The following is a 24,716-nucleotide window of genomic DNA, read 5'->3' on the forward strand; positions in this document are numbered from 1 at the left end:
AGCGATCAGAACTTGGGCTTCTCGCAGCCGCCGCAGACCCACGGATAGGTCCAGTCGGCCGTCAGCTTGGCGGACTCGGGGATGTAGGGGGACCAGGCCGCACCGGCGACCAGGCCGCTCGTCTTCCACACCGTGTTGAACTGCCCGTCGGCCTTGATCTCGCCGATCAGCACCGGCTTGGAGATGTGGTGGTTGACACCCATCACCGAGACGCCGCCGGTCAGGTTCTTCGCCTTCTGGCCGTACATCGCCTGGCGCACCGCGTTCACGTCGGTCGTGCCGGCCTGCTGGACCGCCTGCACCCACATCTGGAAGCCGATGTAGTGGGCCTCCATCGGGTCGTTGGTGACGCGCTTGGGGTTCTTGATGAAGGTCTGCCACTGCTTGATGAAGGCGTCGTTCTCAGGCGTCTTCACGCTCATGAAATAGTTCCACGCGGCCAGATGGCCGAGCAGCGGCTTGGTGTCGATGCCGGCCAGCTCTTCCTCGCCGACCGAGAAGGCCACGACCGGGATATCGGTCGCCTTCACGCCCTGGTTGCCCAGTTCCTTGTAGAAGGGAACGTTGGCGTCGCCGTTGATGGTGGAGACGACGGCGGTCTTCTTGCCGGCGGAGCCGAACTTCTTCACCTCGGCCACGATCGATTGCCAGTCGGAATGACCGAACGGCGTGTAGTTGATCATGATGTCCTCGGACTTCACGCCCTTGGACTTCAGGTAGGATTCGAGGATCTTGTTGGTCGTGCGCGGATAAACGTAGTCGGTGCCGGCCAGCACCCAGCGGACGACCTTCTCGTCGTTCATCAGGTAGTCGACGGCCGGGATCGCCTGCTGGTTCGGGGCGGCGCCCGTGTAGAACACGTTGCGCGAGGATTCCTCGCCCTCGTACTGCACCGGATAGAAGAGCAGGCTGTTCAGCTCCTCGAACACCGGCAGCACGGACTTGCGGCTGACCGAGGTCCAGCAGCCGAACACGACCGAGACCTTCTGCTGGCTGATCAGCTCGCGCGCCTTCTCGGCGAACAGCGGCCAGTTGGACGCGGGGTCGACGACGACCGCCTCCAGCTTCTTGCCCAGCAGTCCGCCCTTCTTGTTCTGCTCCTCGACCAGCATCAGCATGACGTCCTTCAGCGTCGTCTCGCTGATCGCCATGGTGCCCGAGAGCGAATGCAGTACGCCGACCTTGATGGTGTCCTGTGCCAGTGCCGGAGTGGCCAGTGCGGCCACGGCCATCGTGGCGCCGGCAATGATGCTTGCAGTGCCTATCTTCATGGCTGTCCTCGTCCCCAATCTCCCGGACGGGTGCCGCAGCCGATTCGTCGGTGCTGGTCACGCCCGTATGCTGCACAGCAGCAAGGGGTGTGCCACCCGCAGGTTGGGGGACGCGCGGGACGGAATTGGCCGAAGGAAAGCCGGCACGCTGCGGCAACGAGCCTAATTTTTGGGCATAGGGTCGGCGCGGCCGGGGGCTTGTGCCTTCCTGGATGCAGTGGCTCTTGTCACCCGGCGGTAGAACCGCTTTCCATGGCGCCGCGACTGACCGCCGCCGATTGACCGTCCCGGCCACCCGGCGTCTCCTGGACCCAAGGATCCCTGCCCATGCGTGAATTCCGCCCGTTGGCCGCCGCCCTGCTGGCAGCGGCCGCCATTGCAGCCGCCTTTCCCGCCACCGCCCAGGACAACCGCCTGGCGCGGGGCAAGTACCTGGCGTCGATCATGGATTGCGGCGGCTGCCACACGCCGGGCGTGTTCATGGGCAAGCCGGACATGACGCGTCCGCTGGGCGGCGAGTCGGTCGGGTTCGAGATTCCGGGGCTGGGCATCTTCTACCCGCCGAACCTGACGCCGGACCGAGAGACGGGCCTCGGCAAATGGACGGAGGCCGACATCATCAAGGCGGTGCGGACCGGTGTGCGGCCGGACGGTCGGGAACTGGCGCCGATCATGCCGTGGCGCGCCTATGCAGCCCTGACCGACAACGATGCCCGGGCGCTGGCCGCCTACCTGAAGAGCCTGAAGCCGGTGGCCAATGCCGCCCCGGCGATGGTCGGCGCCGGCCAGCCGGCCAAGGCGCCCTATTTCTCGGTCATCGTGCCGAAATAGTTCGACGGCGCCGACCCCGGGCCACGCCCGGGGTCGGCCACCGGCAGTTCTACTTCTTCACCAGCGAGCACTGGCTTTCGGCCAGCGGGATCGTCACCTCGGCCGCCGGGATCGTGCGCAGGACCTTGAGATAGTCCCACGCTGCCTTGGACTCGCCGGGGGCCTTCACCTCGACCAGGTACATGTCGTTGGCCAGCCGGCCGTCGGCGCGGATCTTGGCCTTGGGCGCGAAGAAGTCGTCGACCGGCGTCTCGCGCATCTTGGCCGCGACCTTGGCGCCGTCCGTGGTGCCCGCCGCCTCGACCGCACGCAGGTAGTGCAGGACCGAGGAATAGACGCCGGCCTGGATCATGCCCGGCATCTTCTGGGTGCGCGCGAAGTAGCGCTTCGACCAGGCCCGGCTGGCGTCGTCGCGGTCATGATAGAAGGCCGTCGTCGTCAGCAGGCCCTTGGACGCGTTCAGGCCCAGCGCATGGATATCGCTCAGCACGATGACGAGGCCGACCAGCTTCTGCCCGCCCTCGACGATGCCGAACTCGGCCGCCTGCTTCACCGATGTGATGGTGTCGGCGCCGGCATTGGCCAGGCCCACGATCTTGGCCTTGGAGGCCTGGGCCTGCAGCAGGAAGGACGAGAAGTCGGCATTGCTGATCGGGTGGCGGACATTGCCCAGCACCTTGCCGCCGCCCGTGGTGACGATCGTCTCCAGGTCCTTGGCCATCTGGTGGCCAAAGGCATAGTTGGCGACCAGCAGGAACCAGGTGTCGCCCTTCTCGGCCAGCACCGCGCGCGCGGTGCCGTAGGCCTGGGAATAGGTATCGAACACCCAGTGGAAGCCGGTCGGCGAGCAGTCCTCGTTGGTCAGCCGGGTCGTCGCCGGGCCGGAGAAGAGCGCGATCTTGCCGCGCTCCTTGGCGATCGCCTGGACGGCCAGGGCGACGGCCGAGTTGGTCAGGTCGGCGATCGCCGTGACGCCGTCGGCGTCGTACCACTTGCGCGCCGTGGCGGCCGCGATGTCGGGCTTGTTCTGGTGGTCGACCGCCAGGATCTCGATCGGCTTGCCCAGCGCCTTGCCGCCGAAATCCTCGATCGCCATCTTGGTCGCCTCGACCGAGCCCATGCCGCCGAACTCGGCATAGAGGCCGGTCTGGTCGTTGAGCACGCCGATCTTCACATGGTCCTGCGCCGACGCGGGCAGCGCCAGGCCGAGCGCGGCTGCAAGTGCCGCCGCCGCCCAAATGCGTTTCATGGGTCTTCCTCCGTCCGGGGTCCGTTTCCCCATGCGTGCGCCGCCGGGGTTGCTGGGGCAGTTCTAGCCGAACGGCGGGACTGGCTAAATCCCCCTTCTCGGCCGATCCGGTCAGCGCGACGGCAGCCGGCCGATCCAGCCGGTGACGGCAGCCACCACCGCCCCGTCGAGGCCGATGAAGCCGTGGGCGGACTGGGCCTCGCACGGGTCGCCACTGCCGTCGGGCCCGTCGAGCAGGATCACGTCGACCTTGCCGCCATGCCACGCGCGGAACTGGTCGATGGTGGCAGGCAGGGTGTAGCGGCAGGCATCCTTGCGGTGGCCGACGACCAGCAGCGGCAGGCTGGCACGGGTCGGATCGCCGCCGATGGCGTTCTGGAAGTTGGGCTGGTTGTCGCCGGTCGGTACCAGCATGGCAGCCGTCATCACCAAGGCATCAGGGACCGCTCCTGCGCTGGCGTGGCGCAGCATGGCGCCGGCCGAGGGCGCGCCGCGGCTGGTGGCGACGACCACGACCGGCGCCTTCACCTGCCGCATGCGCTGCACGAGCGCCCCCAGGTCCCGCCCATGCGGGGCGGCCGAGCGATACCCCTGCACCACCCCGCCTGCGGTCTTGAGGTCGAGCGCGATGTCGGGCACGAGCGTGGCGAAGCCGGCCCTGGCATAGGCCGCCCGCGTGCGGACCAGTTGGTTGCCGCGGCCCCAGCCGATCTGGCCGTCGCTGCCGATGTCGAGCTTGCCGTGCCCGCCGGCCAGCAGGATGACCGAGCCGACCGGTGCGCCCGCCGGCATCAGCAGCAGGGCGCGGACCTGCTGCCCGCGCGATTCGACCTCGACCACGGTCTCGGTCTGGGCGGCTGCCGGGCCGGCCAGCGCCAGGAGCAACAGCCCGGCGCGCAACATGTGCTTCATGCCCAACTCCTCCATCCTGCCCGGCGCGAACCGGTTGAACGCCGGGCAGGATAGTCCATCCGGTCGCCGCCTAGAACTGCACCTGCCCCACGAGCCGCACCTCGCGCCCGCGCATCGGCGCCACGTCCTTCAGCAGCGAGACGTGGTTGCGGCCCTCAGCGTCGGTCAGGTTGCGACCCTGGAGCTGCAAGGTGAAGGCGTCGTTGTCCGGCAGCGGCCGCCAGGACATGGAAACGTTGAGGAAGGCATAGCCCCCCGTGTCGGTCTCGTTCGGCGCATTGCGGCCCTGGCGCAGCGCGCCCTGCACCTCGCCCCGCAAAGTGAGCTGGCCCAGGTCGGCATTGGCCCCCACGGTGTAGGAGACCGGCGGGATACGCGGCAGCGGATCTCCCGACGACCGGTTCTCGGCCCAGACGAAATCGAGCTGTCCGTCGAGCGAGAGAACGAGGCCGTCGCGCCGCAGGACGGTCCAGCCCGCCTCCAGCTCGAAGCCCCGGAAGTCGGCGTCGGTCTGGCGGTAGCGCAGTACGTCCAAGCCATCGACAGAGCTGCCGGTGAAGTCGCCGAAGATGAAGTTCTGGTAGCGCGAGGCAAAGAGGTTAATCCCGCCGGTCACGTCGCCCCGCCGCCGCCGCAACGACAGTTCCGCTGTCCAGGCCGTCTCCTTGCCGAGCGTCGGGTCGCCGATCTCGAACGAGCTTGTCGCCAGGTGCGGGCCGTTGGCGAACAGCTCCTCGGCCGATGGCGCGCGCTCGGTGCGCGACAGGGATGCCCCGACCTGCCAGCCATCGCCCAGGCGATAGGTGGCGCCCAGCGCCAGGTTGGCGCCAGTGAAGTTCCTTTCGCTGCCCAGCGCCGCGGCTTCGACCCGCGTATGCTCCAGCCGCCCACCGGCGGTGAAGAGCCATGGACCCAGCTCGTACTTCTCCAGCAGGAAAGCGGCGTAGCTGTCGGTGACGGTCGGCGGCACGAATGCCTCGTCGCCGATCGCCCGGAAGTCACGCCGGCCGCCCTGGATGCCGGCGACGCCCTTCAACCCGCCGATCGGTGCATGCTCGGCCTCCAGCCGGCCCTCCCAGCTACGGTTCTTGAAGACGGTGCCGGCCACTCCGTCCTCCAACTCCTTGTGGCGATAGTCGGCATAGCCGACGCGGCCGCGTACCTCCTCCACCCCTGAGAACGGCCGCGTGAGGCCGAACTTCGCATCGTAGCGGGTCTGGCGGAGGTCGATGGTGACCCGCTCCGGCGCTTCCTCTGCATGCTCGTGGTCGTGCTCGTGGTCGTGTTCATGCTCGTGGTCGTGGTCTTCCCCTTCGTCGGCATGCACATGACCGCCCGAGGGGATGCCGTACTTGCTGGCAAACCGCGCGATGGACAGCCCGGCATAGCCCCAGTCGCCGATATAGCTGGCCCCGGCCGATCCGCCGCGCGTTCGCACGAAACTGTTCTCGACCCGGCCCTTCACGCCGCGCTCGCGCGCCTCGTCGTTGGCGAAGCCCGGGATGGCATAGTCCGAGGAATTCTGCGCGAAGCCTTCGGCATGGAGGACGAGGTTGCGCCCGAGTGCTGCGTCGACCGCGCCGAAGCCCGTCAGGTCGTGGGCGCCGGTGCCGTATTCGAAGCGCGCCGTGCCGGCCAGCCCGCCCTTTGGCCGGCGCTCGGGAATGCGCCCGTCGATGACGTTGACGAGGCCGCCCACCGCCGAGCTGCCATAGAGCAGGGTGGCCGGGCCGCGCAGCACCTCCACCCGCTCGACCCCCGCCATCGGCGCGGCCACGGCATGGTCCGGGCTGACGTTGGAGGCGTCGAACGTGTCGAGGCCATTCTGCAACACGCGCACCCGCGGGCCGGACTGGCCGCGGATCACCGGCCGGCTGGCGCCCTCGGCATAGCCGCTGGAGGCAACGCCGGGCGTGCCGCGCAAGGTCTCGCCGATGGTGAGCGCCCGGCGGCGATCCAGTGCGTCGCCCTCCAGCAGCGTCGTGCCCTCGACGATGTCCGAGCGCGACTGGCCGAGCGGCGCCGTCACCAGGATCGACCCGAGGTTCACCGCGCCGCCCTCGACCAGCGTCTGGGCCATGGCCGGCCCCGACGCCGCCAGCGTGCCCAGCATGACCACCGCACGGGCGGCGATGCCGCCGCGCCCCTCCGTCTTCCGCATGGATCTCCCCCATTGATGCAATGTTATCTTATTACATTACAGAAAGAGAGCGAGGCAACCATGGAGATCCCCGGGAACGATGCAGGCCTCGTCCGGTTGCAGCTTCAACCACCCGCACGACGCCGAGGCCACTCGCGATGCCCGAACAGTTCCCCGCCCAGCAGCAGGCCCGCCAGCCGGGCCTGGAGTCCGAGATGCGGCCGGAGCCCGACCATGCGCCGCGCTATCCAGGCGCCGGGCGGCTGACCGGCCAGGTGGCCCTCATCTCCGGCGGGGACAGCGGCATCGGCCGTGCGGTCGCCGTCGCCATGGCGCGGGAGGGCGCGTCGATCGCCATCCTGCACACCGACCGCGAGGCGGGCGACGCCATCGACACCGTGGAATTGATCGAAGCAGAGGGCGGGCAGGCGCTCACCATGGCCGGCGACATCGGCTCGGAGGATTTCTGCCGGTCGGCGGTGGACGCCACGCTCGCCCGCTTCGGGCGCCTCGACGTGCTGGTCAACAACGCGGCCGAGCAGCACCCGCAGGACGACCTGACCAAGATCGGCGCCGCCCAGCTCGAGCGGACGTTCCGCACCAACGTCTTCGGCTATTTCTTCCTGACTAAGGCGGCATTGCCGCACCTGGGGGATGGGGCCGCCATCATCAACACGACCTCGGTCACCGCCTACAAGGGCAGCGGCCACCTGATCGATTATGCCGCCACCCGCGGCGCCATCGTCGCCTTCACCCGCTCGCTGGCGGATTCCCTCAACCAGCGTGGCATCCGCGTGAACGCGGTGGCGCCGGGTCCGATTTGGACGCCGCTGATCCCGGCGTCCTTCCCGCCGGACCGGGTGGCGCAGCACGGCCAGGCGACGCCGATGGGTCGCGCCGGCCAGCCGAACGAGGTGGCGCCCTGCTACGTCTTTCTGGCGTGCAAGGATTCCTCCTACATGACGGGGCAGGTGTTGCACCCCAACGGCGGCACGCCGGTCAACGGCTGAGCCCGAGCGAGAGGCCGGGCCGATGCCCCGCGATGGCGACATCCTGCCCGAGGCCGTCGTCGAGGCGCTGGAGGGCAGCGGCCTCGTCCATAGCAGCGACGACGAACCCGGCATCGCGCGCCGCCGCCGGGGCCGCGGCTTCGCCTATCTCCGCCCCGACGGATCGCCCATCAAGGACGCGCGCACGCTGGCGCGCATCCGGGCCTTGGCCATCCCGCCCGCCTATCGCAGCGTCTGGATCTGCCCGCGCGGCGACGGCCACCTGCAGGCAACCGGGCGCGACGCCCGCGGGCGCAAGCAATACCGCTATCACCCCGACTGGCGGCAGGTGCGTGACCAGGCGAAGTTCGGCCGCATGGCCGCATTCGGCCGGGCCTTGCCGGCGATCCGCGCCCAGGTGGCGGCCGACCTCGCGCGGCCCGAACTGACCAAGGCCAAGGTGGTGGCCGGCGTCGTCCGCCTGCTGGAGCGCACGCTGATCCGGGTCGGCAACGACCGCTACGCGGCCGAGAACGGCAGCTTCGGCCTGACCACGCTGCGCAAGCGCCACGCCGCCGTGGCCGGCGACCGCATCGGGCTGGAGTTCCGTGCCAAGGGCGGCCGGCTGCATGCGACCGAACTGGCCGACCGGCGCATCGCCCGGCTGGTTGCCGCCTGCCGCGAGCTGCCGGGGCAGCGCCTGTTCCAGTATCTCGATGACGACGGGCAACGCCATCCAGTCGGCTCGGAGGACGTGAACCTCTACCTGAAGGAAGCGACCGGCCAGGACTTCTCCGCCAAGGATTTCCGCACCTGGGCCGGCACGCTGCTGGCGGCCTGCCATCTGGCCGACGCCGAGCGCGGCCTGTCGCAGACGGCCGCCCGCCGCATCGTCATGGATTGCGTGCGCGGGGTGGCAGCGAAGCTGGCCAACACGCCGGCCGTCTGCCGCAAATGCTACATCCATCCGGGCGTGCTCGACGCCTATGTCGAGGGGCGCCTGCCGCGCCGCTGCGCCGACGAAAAGGCGATGCTGCGGCTTCTCGGCCGGCTGGCCCGCGCCCAGGCCTGAAGCCTGGCCGGGGCCGCCGCCCGGAACATTCTCCGCGCCGGGACGTTCATGCACAGTCGATGACTGCGGATGCGTCGCGCGCCATGCGGCGGGAAAAGCTGAAGAACATGAAACTGAAATCCGTCCTCCTCGCCGGCACGGTGATGCCGCTCCTGGCCATCGGCTGGGCGCCCGCGATCGCCCAGGCGCCGATGCGCGATGCGGCGCCGGCCACCCAGATGGCCCAGGCCCAGCCCGACAACCAGGATCAGGATCGCCGTCGCGGCGAGCGCCGCGAGCGCAGCCAGGAAGGCCAGCAGCAGGGCAATCCTTCGGCGGCTCCGCCGCCGCCGCGCCCGAGCCCCAGCGAGGCCCGGACTCCCAGCGTCCCGAGCGCGAGAGCCGCCCAGCGCCGCCGCAGCGCGAGCCGCAGCCGCAGCGCGAACAGGCCCAGCCCCAGCCCGCCCCGCGCCCGCCCCAGCCGCCGGCAGCCGAGCGCCGGCCGGAACCGCCGCCGGCCCAGCCGCAGGCAGCACCGCAGCGCCAGCCGGAGCCGCCTGCCGCCCGGCCGCCGGCACCTCCCGCTCCGCCCCCGTCGGCGCAGCGGCCGGGCGAGCGTGAAGGACGGCCAGAGCGTGAAGGACGGCCAGAGCGCGAGGCCCGGCCAGAGCGCGACCAGGCCGCACCGCCGCCCACCGGCCAGCGCCCGCCACAGCCGGGCGACGCCGGCCGCCGGCCGCAAGCCGAATCCGAACAGCAGCGCCCGCCGACCCGACCGGGCGATGCTGGCCGACCGATGCCGCAGCAGGCGCCGGCCACCGAACGCGCGCCGGAACGACCGCCCACGCCGCCGGCACCCCCGCCCACGGTGCAGCGTCCTGGCGAACGCGATGCCCGTCCGGGCCAGCCGCCATCCGCGGGCGACCGGAACCAGGGCGACCGCAATCGGGAGCAGGCATCCCCCGACCGACCGCCGACGCGCGGGGAGGCCGAGCGCCGCCAGGGCGAGCCGGACCGGCGAGGCGAGCCCGACCGCCCGCGCCTGCCGCCCAACGCCCCCCTCGATCAGGCCCGGCCGGGCGTGCCACCGGCCATGGTGGCACCTCGCCCGGCCACGGCAGACGAGCTGCGTGCACGCCGCATGGACGATGTCCGCGGCAGCCGCACCCAGAGCGAGGAAGGCGGCCGCACCGTGATCCGCGAAGGCGGCCGGACCATCATCCGCGACGGCGACCGCTCGATCATCCGGCATGACGAGACCAGCCGCTTCCGCGCGGATTCCCGCGACGTACAGGTGCAGCGCCGCGGCCGCGAGACGGTCTCGACCATCGTCCGCCCGGGTGGCGTGCGCATCGTCAACACGCTGGACGACGACGGCCGCCTGCTGCGGCGCAGCCGCTTCGATGCCCGCGGCCGCGAGCTGGTACTGATCGACAACCGCCGGGCCGCGCGGCCGGGCGTGCGGCGCTATGTCGACCTGCCGCCGCCGATGCTGCGCATCCCGCGCGACCGCTACATCGTGGCGGCGGGCGCGGTCAGCGCCGCCGTGATCTACGAGACCCTGTCGGCCCCGCCCGTCGACCGCATCGAGCGGCCATACGCGCTGGACGAGATCCGCTATAGCGCCGGCGTGCGCGACCGCATGCGCCGGGTCGATATCGACACGATCACCTTCGACACCGGCTCCTGGGCGATCTCGGCCGACCAGACCAGCAAGCTCGACTTCATCGCCCAGGCGATGATGCAGGCGATCCGCGCCAACCCGGCCGAGGTCTTCCTGATCGAGGGGCATACGGACACGGTCGGCTCGGACATCGACAACCTGTCGCTGTCCGATCGCCGGGCCGAGGAGATCGCGATCGTGCTGACCGAGCGCTTCGGCGTGCCGCCGGAGAACCTGACGACCCAGGGCTATGGCGAGCAGTTCCCGAAGGTCGCGGTCGACGGGCCGGAGCGCGAGAACCGTCGCGTCGCCGTGCGCCGGATCACCCCGCTGCTGGCGGGCAAGGGCCCGGCGCGCTAGCCCCGGGGCCGGGTCACCCCCTCGCGGCCGCTCGGCCGCGAGGGGCGCCTACCACTTGGCGACGGTACAGGTGCCGATGTAGGCGGGTCCGGCGCCTTGCAGCGCCTCCGAATAGGTCACCTTCAGCTCGATCTCGCCCTGGTAACTCGGGCTGACCGTGAAGCCCTCGCATTCCTGCTCGTCGATGCCGCCGCCCAGGATGCGGCTGTCCGCCGCCCAGGCCTTGATCGGCCCCGCCCCGCGCAGGAAGAACTTGCACTCCCCGGCCGACGTGAACTTCTGGGCGGGCTCGCTGCCGACCTGGGTCCACAGGGCCTCGCTGCGCAGGGTGTCGACCGTCACGCACAGCGAGAAAGCCATTGCCGCCGATGGCAGTGCCGCCAGCGCCAGCGCCCCCGCCAGCGCGGCAAACCGGTGATCGAGACGCATCGCCCCTCCAGATCGAACAGATGTCGCCCCATTCTACCCATCGGTCCCGGGCGTGGCGACAGGGCTCATGGCGTCCGCGACAGCCACCACGTTCCCGCCAGCCCGAGGGCGGAGAACAGCGTCATCGCGGCGAAGCCCGCCCCGCCGAAGAAGCCATAGAGGATGCCCGCCAGCGGCATGGCGATGCCGAAGGCGATGCCGCCGGCGATCGCGCTGTGCAGGCTCTGGGCGCTGGCCGATCGCTCGGGCGGGATCGTGCGGGCGATGAAGGTCATCGCCCCCAGATGGGCCGCGCCGAACGTGGCGGCGTGGAGCGGCTGGAGCAGCAGCAGCGTCACCGGGTCCGTGCCGAGCGCGGTCAGCGGCCAGCGCACCAGGCCGGCGACGGCACCCGCCGCCAGCAGGCCGAGCGGCCCGATGCGCGTCAGGGCGTGCTTGCCCCAGGCAAAGAAGACGATCTCCGCCACCACCGATTCCGCCCACAGCAGACCGATGAAGGCAGGCGACAGCCCCGCCCCCTGCCAATGCAGCGTGCCAAAGCCGTAGATCATGGCATGGCTGCATTGCAGGCAGCCGGCCGTCGCCAGGAACGCCAGGAAGCGGCGGTCGCGCAGCAGCGGCCGCAGGGCGCCCGTGCGGTCGCGCTGGCGGGCAGTGCGGATGTCCGGCAGCAGCAGGGCGGCCGCCGCGGTGGCGGCGACCGCGGCCACGATCATCCACAGCACGCGCTCCGAATGGCCGGCGATGGCAGCCCCGCCCACGGTCGCCACGACCATGAAGCTGATCGACCCCCACAGACGCGCGCGGCCATAGTCGATGCCGTAGCGTGAGACCGCCAGCATGGCGAGGTTGTCGCCGAGCGGCATGATCGGCGTGAACACCGCCGCCACCAGCCCCGCCACCAGGACGATGCCGACGAAGCCGCCCGTCAGGTCGAACAGGGCGTAGCCCAGGGCGGCCGCCGCCGCTAGGATCGCCAGCACCTTTCGCCGCTCGCCGCGGCGGTCCACGCGCGACGCGACCCATGGAGCGGCCGCCACTTGCATCCAAGAGCCCACGGCCAGCACCACCCCGATCTCGCCGGGGCCGAGCCCGCGCCCCGACAGCCATACCGGCCAGAACGGCATGCGCAACCCGATGACCGCGAAGATCGCCGCATAGAAGATGGCGATGCGGATGGCGACGGAATGGGGGGCCACGCTAGTCCGACCTCGTATCGGCCGGACCCCGGTCCGGTCCAGCCATGACGATGGCGCAGGAGAAGCTGGGGACCGACATCCTGCGGGGCATCCTGTTCATGTGTCTGGCGGCGACGGTGCTGCCGGTGATGAACGCCTTCGTCAAGTATCTCAACGCCGAATACCATCCCTTCGCCATCATCTGGGCGCGCACCACCGGGCATTTCATCTTCGCGCTGCTGCTGTTCGCGCCAGCCGCCGGGCTGGCCAGCCTGTTCCGCACGCAGCGGCCTGGGCTCCAGGTCTGCCGCTCGCTGCTGCACCTGGCCTCGATGCTGTGCTTCTTCACCGGAATAGCCTTCGTGCCGCTGGCCGAAGCGTCGGCCATAACCTTCCTGGCGCCCTTCCTGGTCACGGCCCTGTCGGGGCCGATGCTGGGCGAGAAGGTCGGCATCCGCCGCTGGTCGGCGGTCGTGGTCGGCTTCGGCGGTGCGCTGGTGGTCACCCGGCCGGGATCGGGCGCGGTGCCGCCGGAGGCGATCCTGCTGTTCGGCAGTGCCAGCGCCTATGCGCTCTACCAGATCCTGACCAAGCGCGTGTCGGCGCTGGACCGGCCCGAGACGTCGGTCATCTACAGCGGCGTCGCCGGCACTCTCATCATGTCCATGGTCGTGCCGTTCTTCTGGATCTGGCCCAACGACTGGGTGGATGCGGTGTTGTTCCTGTCGCTCGGCATCCTGGGCGGGCTCGGCCACTATTTCGTCGCCCGCGCGTTCATGTGGGGACCGGCCTCGGTGATATCGCCCTTCAACTACGGGCAGATCGCGGTCGCCACGGTCCTGGGCTACCTCATGTTCGGCAACCTGCCCGACATCTGGACCTGGGTCGGCGTCGCCATCATCATCTCCAGCGGCCTCTATATTGCCTACCGTGAAACGCGCCGGCGGGCCGAGCGCACCGCCCTTCGTCCGGAAGTGAAGTGACATGAGCCACCAGCCGATCCGCCGTGCCGACTACCTGCCGCCCGACTTCGGCATCGACCGGGTGGAGCTGGAGTTCGACCTGGAACCCGCCCGCACCCTGGTTCGCGCCCGCCTGGCGATCCGGCGCATCGGCGCCTCCGACGCGGCGCTGGTGCTGGACGGCGAGGACATGGAACTCCTCGGCCTCGCGCTGGACGGCAACGCCCTGGCGGCCGACCGCTACCGGCTGGAGCCGACCCGCCTCACCATCCCCGGCGTGCCCGATGCATTCGAGCTCGTCATCGACGGAGCCATCGCCCCGGCCGCCAACACCGCGCTGGAGGGGCTCTACATCTCCAGCAGCGTCTTCTGCACCCAGTGCGAGCCGGAAGGCTTCCGCCGCATCACCTGGTTCCTCGACCGGCCGGACGTGCTGTCGGTCTTCCGCACCACCATCCGCGCCGAGCGCGCGCGCTTCCCCATCCTGCTGTCGAACGGCAACCTCGCCGCGGCCCGCGACCTGGGCGACGGACGCCACGAGGCGGTCTGGGATGATCCGTTCCCCAAGCCCAGCTATCTCTTCGCGCTGGTGGCGGGCGACCTGGCCGTGGTCGAGGACCGCTTCACCACCCGCTCGGGCCGCGATGTCGCGCTGAAGATCCTGGTCGAGCATGGCAAGGAAGGCCGCGCCGGCTACGCCATGGATTCGCTGAAGCGATCGATGCGCTGGGACGAGGAGACCTACGGGCTCGAATACGACCTCGACGTCTTCCACATCGTCGCCGTGTCGGACTTCAACATGGGGGCGATGGAGAACAAGAGCCTCAACGTCTTCAACGACCGCTTCATCCTGGCCGACCCCGCGACCGCGACCGACCTCGACTATGCCAATGTCGAGGGCGTGGTCGCGCACGAGTATTTCCACAACTGGACCGGCAACCGCATCACCTGCCGCGACTGGTTCCAGCTCAGCCTGAAGGAAGGGCTGACCGTCTATCGCGACCAGGAGTTCACGGCCGACGAGCGCTCGCGCGCGGTCAAGCGCATCCAGGACGTGCGCGTCCTGCGCGCGCGCCAGTTCCCCGAGGATGGCGGGCCGCTGGCCCACCCGATCCGGCCGGACAGCTACCTGGAGATCAACAACTTCTACACCGCCACCGTCTACGAGAAGGGGGCGGAGGTCATCCGCATGCTGGAGGCCCTGCTCGACCGGGACGGCTTCCGCCGCGGCATGGACCTCTATGTCGCCCGCCATGACGGCGAGGCCGCGACCTGCGACCAGTTCGTGGCGGCCATGGCCGATGCCAACGGCCGCGACCTCTCCCACTTCCTGCGCTGGTACGGGCAGGCCGGCACGCCGCGTTTGACTTTGGAGCAGAGCCACGACGCCGCGACCGGCACCTACGCCCTGACCGTGTCGCAGCGCACGCCCCCCACCCCCGGCCAGCCGGACAAGCTGCCGCTGCACCTGCCCGTCCACATGGGACTGATCGGCCGCGACGGGGCGGAGATCCCGTTGCGGCTCGAGGGCGAGAACGCTCCCCAGGGCACGTCGCGGGTGCTGGAACTGACCGAGGCCAGCCAGACCTGGCGCTTCGTCGGCGTCGAGGCGCCGCCTGTCCTGTCCATCAATCGCGGCTTCGCCGCCCCGGTCGTCGTCGAAAGCAGCGAGAGCGAGGATGATCTGGCCCTGCGCATGCGCGCCGACGCCGACCCCTTCTCGCGCTGGGAGGCGGCCCAGAGCTTTGCCACCCGCCTGCTGCTGGCCGGCATCGCGGCCGCCGCCGAGGGCCGGCCGCCGCCGCCGACCGATGCCTTCGTCGCGGCACTCGCCGCCGCGTTCGACGCGGTCGAGGGCGATCCGGCGTTCGCGGCGGAGCTTCTGGCCCTGCCGGGCGAGCTGTACCTGGCCGAGCAGGTTGCGGTGATCGACGTCGAGGCCATCCACGCCGCCCGCAAGGCCCTGCGCGCGGCCGTCGCCCAAGGCCTGGTGGACCGGCTGCGCCATGTGCGGACCGGGCCACCCCGCCCCTTCGCACCCGATGCCGCCTCGGCCGGCCATCGGGCGCTGGCCAACATGGCGCTCGGCTATCTTTCCACCATCGACGGCCCTGCCGCCGCGATGGCCCAGTACCGCGCGGCCGACAACATGACCGACCGGTTCTCGGCGCTGGCCATCCTGTCGGAACTGGACGTACCGGAGCGGACAGCGGCCCTGGCCGACTTCCACGACCGCCATGCCGGGGATGCGCTGGTGCTGAACAAGTGGCTGGGCTTGCAGGCGGGCTCGTCCTTGCCGGACACGCTGGCGACGGTGCGGGCGCTGCTGGATCACCCCGCCTTCTCCTACGGCAATCCCAACAAGATCTATGCGCTGGTCGGCGGCTTCGCGGGCAACGCGCTGCGTTTCCACGCCGCGGACGGGTCCGGCTACGCCTTCATGGTCGACCAGATCCTGCGGCTCGACCCGCAGAACCCGCAGGTCGCCTCGCGCCTGCTGAAGGCGTTCGGCCGCTGGCGGCGTTTCGATGCCGACCGCCAGGCCCTCATGCGCGACGCGATGGAACGGATCGCGGCTACCCCCGGCCTGTCGCCCGACTGCCGCGAGATCGTCGGCCTGTCGCTGGCAAGCTGAGGGACGGGCCGGTGCTGATCGCCCAGATATCGGACCCCCATGTCCGGCCGGAAGGGGTTCTCTACAAGGGCGTGGCGCCGTCGAACCGCATGCTGGAGGCGGCCATTGCCCGCCTGCATGGGCTCGACCCGCGACCGGACCTGGTGCTGCTGACGGGCGACCTGACCGAGGAAGGGCTGCCGGCGGAATACGCGGCGGCGGCCGCCATCCTGGCCCGGCTGGAGATCCCGCTGCTGCTGCAACCGGGCAACCATGACGAGCGCGAGGCGTTCCGCGCCACCTTCGCCGCCGCCCACCCCTACCTGCCGCCCGCGGGGCCGCTGCATTACGCGATCGGCGACCGCGGCCCGGTGCGGGTGGTCGCGCTCGACGTCACCCTGCCCGGCCTGCATCATGGGGATGTCGACGACGCGGCCGCGGACTGGCTGGCCGACACGCTGGCGGCCGATCCCGGCCGGCCGACGATCGTGATGATGCACCAGCCGCCGGTCGAGGTCGGCGTCCCCTATCTCGACCTCTACCGCTGCCATGGGGCCGACCGGATGGCCGCCGTGGTCGCCCGTCATCCCAATGTCGAGCGCGTCGTCTGCGGCCATGTCCACCGCGTGTTCCAGTTGCGCTGGGCCGGCACGCTGCTGGTGACGGCGCCCAGCACGGTGACGCAGATCGCACTCGCCCTGCGCCCGGACGCGGAGCCCGCCTCCTACCTCGATCCGCCGGCCTTCCTGCTGCACCACTGGCGGCCGGAAGCGGGCCTCATCACCCACTACTGCCCGATCGACGCAGCGCCAGGGCCGTTCCCGTTCGCCTGAGGCGGCGGTCAGTCGGCCATGTGGTAGTGCTCGACCAGGGCGGCCAGCCGCTCGGGGTCGGCGATCAGCAGCGCGTCGGCCTCGCGCTTCACCACGGCGTGACGGGTCAGTTCGCCCAGCACGCGGGCCACCGTCTCGCGCGTCGTGCTGGCGCGGCTGGCAACGTCGGAATGGCGCGGCACCGGGCTGATGCGCCAGTCCTCGTCGTCGCCGTCCTCGCGCGCCAGGCGCAGCAACTCGCCACAGACCCGGCTCTGCGCACCCACGGTGCTGAGGTCCATGATGCGGGCATTGGCCTGGCGGATGATGCCGGCCAGCCGGCGCATGATCGCCAGCGCCAGCTCGGGATGCTCGCGCAGCAGGGCCAGGAAGGCGCTGGGGACCAGGCTGGCGATGATCGTGTCTTCCAGCGCCACCACGTTGGCCGAGCGCGCCGCCCCGTCGATCGCTGCCAGTTCGCCGAAGAAGCCGCCGGCCGGCACGTCGTCCAAGCTGACCTCGCGCCCGTTCGACGAAAAATTGACGATCCGCACCCGGCCGCTGGTGACGAACAGCACGTCGCGGCTGCCGCCGTCGCGGTCGATGATCTGGTCCTGCGCGCCGAAGCGCCGCCAGTGGCAGCGCCGGGCGATGGCCGCGCGGTCGTCGACCGACAGCTTCGCCAGGATGTCGATCCCGTCGAGCGACTGGGGAAAGGATGAGGCGGCGGTCATGGGCTCGGCCCCCATCATAGCCCGACACCCCGCAGCGGGCCACCGGCGGCGATCCGGGCCGCCATCACCGCGTGGAACTGCGCCAGCCGCCCATCGGCATCGAGCGTGCGGCAGCGCTCGAGTGCAGCCTCCGACGCCATACGATCCTCGGCCGCCATCGCCCGGCGCAAGTCGTCGTGGGCTGCCGACAGCGCCGGGAATCCCCCGGCCGAAGCCTGCTCGGCATCGCCCAGCAGGGCATGGACGGTGACCGGCCGCACCGCGCCCCGCACCACCGTCTCATCCAGCGGGATCATCGCGAGCGCCGGGGCGGCCGCGCGCGTGGCCTCGCCCACCACGATCGGCACGCCATAGATCCGCGACAGGCCCTCGAAGCGCGCGGCGAAGTTCACCGTCTCGCCCAGGGCCGAATAGTCGAACCGCCGGGTGGATCCGAAATTGCCGACGCAGCAATCGCCGGTGTCGATGCCGATGCCGACCTCGACCGGCAGCATGGCGGCCGGCAGCACCGCCTCCAGCGCCTGGTTGATGGCCGGCATGCGGCCGGCCATGTCGAGGGCGGCTGCACAGGCGCGCGCGGCATGGTCGGGCTCGTCCAGCGGCGCGTTCCAGAACGCCATCAGCCCGTCGCCCATGAACTTGTCGACGGTGCCGCCGGACTCCAGCACGGCATCGGACAGGGGTGTCATCACGCTGTTGACGAAGGCCGTCAGCACCTGCGGGTCGAGCCCGCCCGCGCGGCGCGAGAAGCCGCGGATGTCGCAGAACAGGACCGTGAGCCGCCGGGTCTCGCCACCCAGGACGAGCTGGTCCGGCCGGGCGGCCAGACGCTCCACCAGCACCGGCGACAGATAGTGCTGGAAGGCGTCGCGCACCCGCCGTTGCTCGCTCTCCAGGCGCTGGTAGAGGACGGCCGACTGCCCGGCGAAGGCCAGCAGCACCGCCAGCATGGGATAGCTGGCATCGAGCAGCAGCCCCTCGCCCGAGAAGGCGAGCGCGGCGGTGACGGCAGCCCCGCCCAGGCCGGCCAGCGTGGCAGCGGCCGCCGCCGGCAGCCCGCGCCAGGCCGCCAGCGCCATCGCCAGCAGCACGATCAGGGCAGCGTACCCCGCCTCCGCCAGGGCGGCCCAGGTCGGGCGGATCAGGCCCTGCCCCAGCAGCATGCCGGCGATCGCCTCGGCCTGGATGTCGACGCCGGCCACGGCCTGGGCGACCGGGGTCGCGCGCAGGTCCTTGAGCCCGGCGGCGCTGGAGCCGACCAGCACGATCGCCCCCTTCATGGTGGCGGCCGCGCCGCTGCCGTCCAGGACCTGCCAAGCGGGCGTGCGGGCGCCCTCGGCCGCGGCGGCGAAGCGCAGCCAGATCTCGCCCCGGGCATCGAGCGGCACCATCAGGTTGCCGATGCGCGCGGTGATGCGGCCGTCGGGTTCGCTGCGCAGGACATGGCCGGCTGCCCCCTGGGCGACGCGCAGCGCCTCGGCCGACAGGGACGGGATCGCGCGCTGGCCCTGGGCCAGGAAGAGCGGCAGGCGGCGGACGACGCCATCGCGATCGGGCACGACATTGATCGCGCCCTCGCCCTTGGCTGCCGCCGCCAGCGGCGCCAGCGCGCCGACCGCGCCCGGAAACTGCGCCAGGCCCGGCACGGGGTCCGCGCCCACGACCGCGATCCCGGCCTTGGTCGGCCGCTCTGCCCCCGTCGGCTCGGCCACCAGCACCATGCCCAGCACGCCGCGGCCCGCCGACAAGGCCTCTGCAAAGCGGCGGTCGCTGGCAGTCGCCCCGTCCGCCCCCCGCTCGCCGCGGTCGGGCTCGGCGAAGAGCATGTCGAAGACGACGACGGCCGCCCCCGCCTCGGTCAACCGGGTCGAAAGATCGGCCAGCACCGACCGCGGCCAGGGCCACTGGCCGATACGCGACAGCGATGCCTCGTCGACATCGACGACTCGCACCGGCACGGGCTCGGCCTCGCGCGGGTACCAGCGCTGGAGCTGGTCGAACCCGGCCAACCGCAGCGATTCGAGCACCACCGGATCGCCCGCCCGCACGAGCGACAGCGCGATCAGGATCGCGGCGGCAACGGCGGCCTGCACCAGGCCCACCCGGCCACCGCCCCGTCGCCCCGTCCCCGCCCAGCCGTACCCCGTCGCCCCCACCAGCGGTGCAATCCCCGGTCCCCCGACAGCTCCGTTATCCCCAACAGCCTTGAGCCGGACGATGGCCCGGTGTAGGGCTTCACAGCAAGTTCGGCGTCGATGGCACGGGGTGCGGTGACCAGCAAGGGGGGTCGATTCGCCAGCATCGTCATGGCCTTGCTCCTTGGCATCGGGCTCGCTGGCCCGGCCGCGGCGCAAGGTGACGACGCGCGTGCGCTGTTCCGCGCGCTTCTGGCGAGCCCCACCGATGTCGGCCTCAACCTGCGCTATGCACGCGCCGTCGAGGCAGAGGGCGACCCGCGCAAGGCGATGATGGCCTACGAGCGGGTTCTATCGGTCGAACCCGCCAACCGCGATGCCCGCCGGGGCCTGCAGAGGTTGGCCGGCGGCGGCCGGCAGACGGCCCAGGGCGCTTCGCGCACCGAATTGATCGTCGGCCTAGGCGCCCAGTTCGAGAGCAACCCGCGCCTGTTCGACGACGGGCTGTCCGGCAACGAGGACCTGTCGGCGGTGGGCGTGCTGCGGCTGGAGGACGAACGCATGCTGTTCGGCCAGCGCTGGCGCAGCCGGCTGAATGCCCAGGGGCGCCTCTATCGCACCTTCAGCGGTGGATCGCTGGCCTATGCCGGGGCCGACACCGGGCCAGTCCTGGATATCGGCCGGTGGGGCGAGGCACGACCGCTGTTCGGGCTGGAATATGCCAGGCTCGGCAACGGCCCCCTCTTCGCATCCGCCTATGGCGGGGTGGAACTGGCCCTGCGCGACATGGGGCCGCTGCGCGCCATCGACACGCTGGTGTCCTATGCCGATTTCGACGACCGCTATCCGGGCCGCGACGGCGCGCTGCTGCGGCTGCGGCCGCAACTGGCCTGGAACGGGCTGCTGGCCACGGGCGACCGCCTGACGGTCGACCCGGAGATCGCCTACAATGCCGCCCGAGGCGAGGGCCACCGCTATCGCTACTGGTCGGCGGGTGCGGCCGGCTTCTACATGGCGCCCCTGTTCGGGCCGGTCGCGGGGTTCCAGCAGATCCATGCCGGGCCGGAGCTGACGATCGAGCACCGGCAATATGCATCGGCGACGGTGGCCGGCGACGACGACCGTCGCGACTGGCGTTTGAGCCCCGGATTGCGGCTGATCGGCACCGGATTCCTGGAACAAGACCTGTCGGTCGTGCTGCGCTACTATATAGACAACAATCGCTCGAACGAGGCCGACAAGGAATACACCAACCACACGGTCAGCCTCGTGGTCTATCGGAGGTTCTGATGCGCCGCATGGTTCCATTGCTGTTGGGCGGGCTGGCCGCGGGTGCGGCCATCCTGCCGCTCGCCGCCGTCGCCGCCGACCGCGACATCGGGGTCAGTGCGATCGTCGTCAACAAGGTGCAGGCCGCACTCGGCGGCGCCGACCGGACGCTCAGCGTCGGCGACAGGGTGTTCCAGAACGAACGGATCGAGACCGGGCAGGACGGCCGGACGCAGATCATGTTCCTGGACGAGACGACGATCACCGTCGGACCCAATTCGTCCGTGGTGCTGGACACCTTCGTCTACGACCCCGACCGCAGCCGCCATTCGGTGGTCATCGAGGCGACGCACGGCGTGCTGCGCTTCGTGTCCGGCCGCGGCGACAGTCGCGCCTTCCAGATCCGCACGCCGGTCGCCACGGTGGGCGTGCGCGGCACGGTGCTGGACATCCTGGTCGCCCGCGACGGCGCCACGACCGTGATGGTGGTCGAGGGCGCGGCCGACCTGCGCGCCATAGGCTCCGGCCGGATCGAGGCGCTGGACCGGGTTGGCCTCGCCTCCACCGTCTCCAACCGGCAGTCGGCGCCGACGCCGCCGGCGCCGCCGTCCGATGCCGTGCGCAACCGGCTGCGCGTGCTGGCACCCACCGGCCGCCAGCTCGCCACGGTGGGCGACATGCCGCTGCCGTCCGGCGTCGACACCAAGGGCGGCATCGTCATCGACGGCACCCTGCCGGCCGAGGTGATCCGCGACCGGCTGCGCCAGCCCAATCCCACCGCCGGCATCGTGCCGACGACCCCACCCGGCACCGGCGTGCAGCCCGGGCCGGTGCTGCCGGGCGGCCAGTTGCCGACCGGGCCGGTCACCGTGGCGCCGGGCACGCCGATCAAGACCATCAACTGACCCCGACATCGGGCCAGATCTACCGGCCGGGCCCTGGCGGCCCGGCCCCACCGACCTGCAATCCCGCCGGGCGCCCCATCGGGGGGTTCGCCCGGCCCTCTTTCCGGTGCCCAAAATGATGCTGCGGTATGTCCCGTTCCTCGCGCTTGCCTCCCTCGTCTCGGCCTGCGCCGACATGCCCGGCGCCGGTCCGGTGACCGGCAACGCCCCGGCCGCGGTCGTGACCATCGGGGCCGGCGTCCCGGGCGGCACCTACGACCGCATCGGGTCGGCCATCTGCGAGGCCGTGGCCGCCGGGCCGGCCGCCCTGCCCTGCACGCTGGTCGCCAGCGAGGGCTCGGTCGAGAACCTGCTCGCGCTGCAGCGGGGGAGTGCCGGCTTCGCGCTGACCCAGGCGGACACGGCGCTGGCCGCCCAGCTTGGCGTCGGTCCGTTCAAGGACAAGGGGCCCGACCGCAGCCTGCGCTCAGTCCTGGCGCTCGGCGTCGAGCCGTTGACGGTGGTCGTGCGCGCGGATTCGGCCATCGCCGGCTTCGCCGACCTGAAGGGCAAGCGCATCGACCCCGGCGTCGAGGGCTCCGGCACCGAGCTGACGATGCGCGGGCTGATGCTGAGCCATGGCTGGACCGTGGGACGCGACGTGCGGGTCGCCGCCATCCCGTCCGGGACCCACGCCGACGCGCTCTGCCAGTCGCGCATCGATGCCGTCGCCTTCATTGGTGCCCAGCCCAACCCGGCGGTCGAAGCGGCCGCGTCGGCCTGCCCCGTGCGGCTGCTTTCGGCCGCAGGGCCGGTCATCAACGCCGTCGTCGTGGGCTATCCGACCATCGACCGCGAGACGATCCCGGCAGGCACCTATCCCTGGCAGACCGAAGCCGTGCAGACGGTCGGCCTGCAGATGCTGCTGGCGACGACCGAGCGGCAGGGCGACGCCACGGTGGCGGCCGTCAGCGAGGGCCTGCGCGCCAATATCGACCGCTTCAAGCGCACGCACCCGTCGCTGCGCCGCATCACGGCCAAGTCGCTGCTGGTGGACAACGACGTGCTGCCGCTGCATGACGCCGCTGTGCGCTCCGCCACCGCCGCCGGGGTGGTCACGCGCGACGAGCTGTTCCTGCCCAAGTAAGGAAGACGCCGATGCCCCTGCCCGACCTCACCTTGGCCGCGTTCGAGGCCAGCCTGGCCGAGCCGCAGCCGCCAGGCGGGCTGGGCAACGCCCTGTCCGCCCTGTGGTGGGCGGGCAAGGGCGGCTGGGCCATGGGCGAGGGCTGGGGCCACGCGCACGAACTGGCCCAGGCCGACGACGGCCGCAGCGGTGCCTGGGTGCATGCCCATCTGCACCGGATCGAGGGCGACCTGTCCAACGCCGGCTACTGGTATCGCCACGCCGGCCGGCCGCAGTCTACCGCACCCTTGCAGGACGAGTGGCGCGAGATCAGCGCCGCCCTGCTCGACCGCCAGGCGCCCTGACGGTCGGCGCCGCCAACGGCACCGGCGGCGGACGATTGACGACCGGGGCGAGGTCGGCTTCCAGCGCCCCCAGAATATCGGCCAGCGCGGCATTCAGGCCGGCCGCCAGGGCGGGCGCGCCGGGCCCGCTTGCGGGTGCCGTCCGGCGATACTGGCGCTGGAACAGGATCGGCGTCTCTGCCGCCCGGATGTCGAGCAGCAGGAACTGCACGTCCAGCACCGCCTGATGGCCGCCGCCCGTCGCCTCGCCATGGACCGCCGTCAGGCTGCCCTCCAGCGCATAGCGGGCGTCGGCCTGGCTGGTGGCCGGCACGGCGGCCCGGAACAGGCCGCTGCGGTCCAGCCATTCCCGCGCCTCGTCGGCCAGCATGGCCGCCGGCGGGGCGAAGAAGACGTTGTAGAAATCGGTGCGGAACTGCCCCGTCCCGGTCGCGAAGACGAGTTCCCGCCCCTCATAGCCCGGCGAGGCGCGGAAGCGGCGCACCGCCACCACGTCGGCCCCGCGCGGGACCGACGTGGTGGCCTCGGGACGGGTCGCATCCAGCGTGTAGTAGCGCTGCTCGATCGGCGGTTTCTCCAGCGGCGACGAGCAGGCGGCGGCGAGGGCGGCGGCCAGGGCGACCGGCACCCAGCGGATGGGGGAAAGCATCAGGGTTCGCTCCGTCGCGGGGGCTGGCCGAAGAGAAGCTGGGACGGATAGCGCTTGGCCGTCTCGGTCAGTTCCCGCAGGTTCTGCGAGATGGCGGCGAGATTGACCAGCAGCCCCTCCAGGTCCTGCTGGCCGGTGGCCAGGATGCTGTCGGCGCGCCGGGTGGTGCGCCCGGCCGTCGCCACCATGTCCGGCAGTGCGGCCACCGAAGTGCGCAGGTCGGCCACCGTGTCGCGTACGCCCTGTGCGATGGCGCGCATGGTGGCGCCGTTGAACTGCGTCGCGATCTCCTGCGAGAAGGTGTTCAACCGCATGGTGATCTCGCGCAGGTCGACCATAACGTGGCCGACCGTGTCGTCGGCAGAGGCGGCGAGGCTGCGGATATGCTTGGCCGATTCGGCCACGTCGGACAGGGCCGCCGTCACCTTCTCGCCGCCGACCAGCACCTGGACCCGGCGGTTGGTCTCGCGCAACTCGCTCAGCAGCAGGCCGGTCTCGACCACGACCTTCTCCAGGTCGGCTTCCTCCAACCTCGTGAAGACCTGTTCGACCGCCGAACTAAGGCGCGAGATCACGCTGGGCGCCGACGGCAGGTAGAAGAAGTCGGGCGTCCACGAGATCTGCAGGGCCGGGTTGCGCTCCGGCGGGACATAGTCGACCTCCAGGTAGGAGGTGCCGGTGACGCCCTGGGAGGCCAGGCGCACGCGCAGGCCGTTGGTCACCAGCCGGCGCATGATGCCTTCCAGCTCCTGGCCCGAGGCCTGGCCGCCGGCGATGGCGTCGACGTCGAGCCGCATGCGGACGGCGACGAGCTGGCCCGCCTGGAAGTAGCGCGGGTCGTCGGGCGTCAGCTTGTAGGCCGTGCCGACGAAGGTGATCTGGCTGACCGCGCCCACCTTCACGCCGCGATAGCGCACCGCCGAGCCGACATCCAGGCCCTGTACCGATTCCTCGACATAGGTCTCCAGCGTGATCGTCTTCTGGAAGACCGTGCCGCCGCCCAGCACGATGATGCCGGCGATGATCAGCAGCAGGGCGCCGAAGACGAACAGCCCGACCCGGAAGTAGTTGCGACTGGGTGCCGCCATCCCGT

General features: G+C 71.1%; 22 protein-coding genes. 11 read left to right on the top strand and 11 right to left on the bottom strand.

Annotation, left to right across the window (positions count from 1 at the left end; translation table 11 throughout):
- Positions 1-5: 5 nt before the first annotated feature.
- Positions 6-1,232, bottom strand: a complete 1,227-nt coding sequence (gene urtA / locus STVA_RS17380) for an urea ABC transporter substrate-binding protein (protein WP_245978500.1) — start codon at positions 1,230-1,232, stop codon at positions 6-8.
- A gap of 366 nt (positions 1,233-1,598) precedes the next feature.
- Here urtA and STVA_RS17385 point away from each other — a divergent pair, with 366 nt between their 5' ends.
- Complete coding sequence (locus STVA_RS17385; RefSeq protein ID WP_123693745.1) at positions 1,599-2,102, top strand: c-type cytochrome; 504 nt, start codon at positions 1,599-1,601, stop codon at positions 2,100-2,102.
- 49 nt (positions 2,103-2,151) lie between these two features.
- Here the strand turns inward: STVA_RS17385 and STVA_RS17390 are convergent, their stop codons facing one another.
- The 3 genes from STVA_RS17390 to STVA_RS17400 all read right to left on the bottom strand — a co-directional run bounded on the left by STVA_RS17390 (position 2,152) and on the right by STVA_RS17400 (position 6,424).
- The gene (locus STVA_RS17390; protein WP_123693743.1) at positions 2,152-3,351 is read right to left on the bottom strand and encodes an ABC transporter substrate-binding protein; all 1,200 of its coding nucleotides are present in this window, start codon (positions 3,349-3,351) and stop codon (positions 2,152-2,154) included.
- Between the two features lie 111 nt (positions 3,352-3,462).
- A complete protein-coding gene (locus STVA_RS17395) occupies positions 3,463-4,263 on the bottom strand; it encodes an alpha/beta hydrolase (protein ID WP_142235798.1) in 801 nt (266 codons plus the stop codon).
- A 70-nt stretch (positions 4,264-4,333) separates the two neighbouring features.
- Positions 4,334-6,424 carry a TonB-dependent receptor gene (locus tag STVA_RS17400; protein ID WP_123693739.1) on the bottom strand — a complete coding sequence of 697 codons (2,091 nt, stop codon included), beginning with the start codon at positions 6,422-6,424 and terminating at the stop codon, positions 4,334-4,336.
- Positions 6,425-6,561: 137 nt separating this feature from the next.
- On the opposite strand from STVA_RS17400, the gene STVA_RS17405 reads away from it, so the two are divergent.
- Together STVA_RS17405 and STVA_RS17410 are read left to right on the top strand one after the other, a co-directional pair.
- Complete coding sequence (locus STVA_RS17405; RefSeq protein ID WP_123693737.1) at positions 6,562-7,413, top strand: SDR family oxidoreductase; 852 nt, start codon at positions 6,562-6,564, stop codon at positions 7,411-7,413.
- Between the two features lie 22 nt (positions 7,414-7,435).
- Positions 7,436-8,464 (top strand): DNA topoisomerase IB, encoded by a 1,029-nt coding sequence (locus STVA_RS17410; RefSeq protein WP_123693735.1) that lies wholly within the window; start codon positions 7,436-7,438, stop codon positions 8,462-8,464.
- 46 nt (positions 8,465-8,510) lie between these two features.
- Here the strand turns inward: STVA_RS17410 and STVA_RS17415 are convergent, their stop codons facing one another.
- On the bottom strand, positions 8,511-8,705 hold the full coding sequence (locus STVA_RS17415) for a hypothetical protein (RefSeq protein WP_142235799.1): 195 nt from the start codon (positions 8,703-8,705) through the stop codon (positions 8,511-8,513).
- A gap of 534 nt (positions 8,706-9,239) precedes the next feature.
- Here STVA_RS17415 and STVA_RS17420 point away from each other — a divergent pair.
- Entirely contained in the window at positions 9,240-10,466 is a 1,227-nt protein-coding gene (locus tag STVA_RS17420) for an OmpA family protein (RefSeq protein WP_142235800.1), read from the top strand.
- Positions 10,467-10,514: 48 nt separating this feature from the next.
- Here STVA_RS17420 and STVA_RS17425 read toward each other — a convergent pair whose 3' ends face one another.
- Together STVA_RS17425 and STVA_RS17430 are read right to left on the bottom strand one after the other, a co-directional pair.
- A complete protein-coding gene (locus STVA_RS17425; protein WP_123693731.1) occupies positions 10,515-10,895 on the bottom strand; it encodes a hypothetical protein in 381 nt (126 codons plus the stop codon).
- A gap of 65 nt (positions 10,896-10,960) precedes the next feature.
- The gene (locus STVA_RS17430; protein ID WP_170216647.1) at positions 10,961-12,094 is read right to left on the bottom strand and encodes an MFS transporter; all 1,134 of its coding nucleotides are present in this window, start codon (positions 12,092-12,094) and stop codon (positions 10,961-10,963) included.
- A gap of 44 nt (positions 12,095-12,138) precedes the next feature.
- Between STVA_RS17430 and STVA_RS17435 the strand changes: the two genes are divergently transcribed.
- The 3 genes from STVA_RS17435 to STVA_RS17445 are packed head-to-tail and all read left to right on the top strand — an operon-like array spanning position 12,139 to position 16,482.
- Positions 12,139-13,056, top strand: a complete 918-nt coding sequence (locus tag STVA_RS17435; protein ID WP_123693727.1) for a DMT family transporter — start codon at positions 12,139-12,141, stop codon at positions 13,054-13,056.
- A 1-nt stretch (position 13,057) separates the two neighbouring features.
- Positions 13,058-15,670: an aminopeptidase N gene (gene pepN, locus STVA_RS17440; protein ID WP_123693725.1), complete on the top strand. Its 2,613-nt coding sequence runs from the start codon at positions 13,058-13,060 to the stop codon at positions 15,668-15,670.
- Positions 15,671-15,681: 11 nt separating this feature from the next.
- On the top strand, positions 15,682-16,482 hold the full coding sequence (locus tag STVA_RS17445) for a phosphodiesterase (RefSeq protein ID WP_123693723.1): 801 nt from the start codon (positions 15,682-15,684) through the stop codon (positions 16,480-16,482).
- Positions 16,483-16,490: 8 nt separating this feature from the next.
- Here STVA_RS17445 and STVA_RS17450 read toward each other — a convergent pair whose 3' ends face one another.
- The gene (locus STVA_RS17450) at positions 16,491-17,195 is read right to left on the bottom strand and encodes a Crp/Fnr family transcriptional regulator (RefSeq protein ID WP_123693962.1); all 705 of its coding nucleotides are present in this window, start codon (positions 17,193-17,195) and stop codon (positions 16,491-16,493) included.
- 14 nt (positions 17,196-17,209) lie between these two features.
- Positions 17,210-19,351 (bottom strand): CHASE2 domain-containing protein, encoded by a 2,142-nt coding sequence (locus STVA_RS17455; RefSeq protein WP_142235801.1) that lies wholly within the window; start codon positions 19,349-19,351, stop codon positions 17,210-17,212.
- A gap of 150 nt (positions 19,352-19,501) precedes the next feature.
- Between STVA_RS17455 and STVA_RS17460 the strand changes: the two genes are divergently transcribed.
- From STVA_RS17460 to STVA_RS17475, 4 genes are all read left to right on the top strand, one after another.
- Positions 19,502-20,620, top strand: a complete 1,119-nt coding sequence (locus tag STVA_RS17460; protein ID WP_142235802.1) for a hypothetical protein — start codon at positions 19,502-19,504, stop codon at positions 20,618-20,620.
- Positions 20,620-21,504 carry a FecR family protein gene (locus STVA_RS17465; protein WP_123693717.1) on the top strand — a complete coding sequence of 295 codons (885 nt, stop codon included), beginning with the start codon at positions 20,620-20,622 and terminating at the stop codon, positions 21,502-21,504. Before STVA_RS17460 ends, STVA_RS17465 begins: the two co-directional genes overlap by 1 nt.
- Positions 21,505-21,619: 115 nt before the next feature.
- Positions 21,620-22,630 (top strand): TAXI family TRAP transporter solute-binding subunit, encoded by a 1,011-nt coding sequence (locus tag STVA_RS17470; RefSeq protein ID WP_123693715.1) that lies wholly within the window; start codon positions 21,620-21,622, stop codon positions 22,628-22,630.
- 11 nt (positions 22,631-22,641) lie between these two features.
- On the top strand, positions 22,642-22,974 hold the full coding sequence (locus tag STVA_RS17475) for a hypothetical protein (RefSeq protein WP_123693713.1): 333 nt from the start codon (positions 22,642-22,644) through the stop codon (positions 22,972-22,974).
- Here STVA_RS17475 and STVA_RS17480 read toward each other — a convergent pair.
- Both STVA_RS17480 and STVA_RS17485 read right to left on the bottom strand, forming a co-directional pair.
- The gene (locus STVA_RS17480; RefSeq protein WP_123693711.1) at positions 22,940-23,623 is read right to left on the bottom strand and encodes an ABC-type transport auxiliary lipoprotein family protein; all 684 of its coding nucleotides are present in this window, start codon (positions 23,621-23,623) and stop codon (positions 22,940-22,942) included. The genes STVA_RS17475 and STVA_RS17480 overlap by 35 nt on opposite strands.
- Complete coding sequence (locus STVA_RS17485; protein WP_123693709.1) at positions 23,623-24,711, bottom strand: MlaD family protein; 1,089 nt, start codon at positions 24,709-24,711, stop codon at positions 23,623-23,625. Before STVA_RS17485 ends, STVA_RS17480 begins: the two co-directional genes overlap by 1 nt.
- Positions 24,712-24,716: the final 5 nt, after the last annotated feature.

The sequence above is a fragment of the Stella humosa genome, assembly GCF_006738645.1.
Lineage (GTDB): Bacteria > Pseudomonadota > Alphaproteobacteria > ATCC43930 > Allostellaceae > Allostella > Allostella humosa.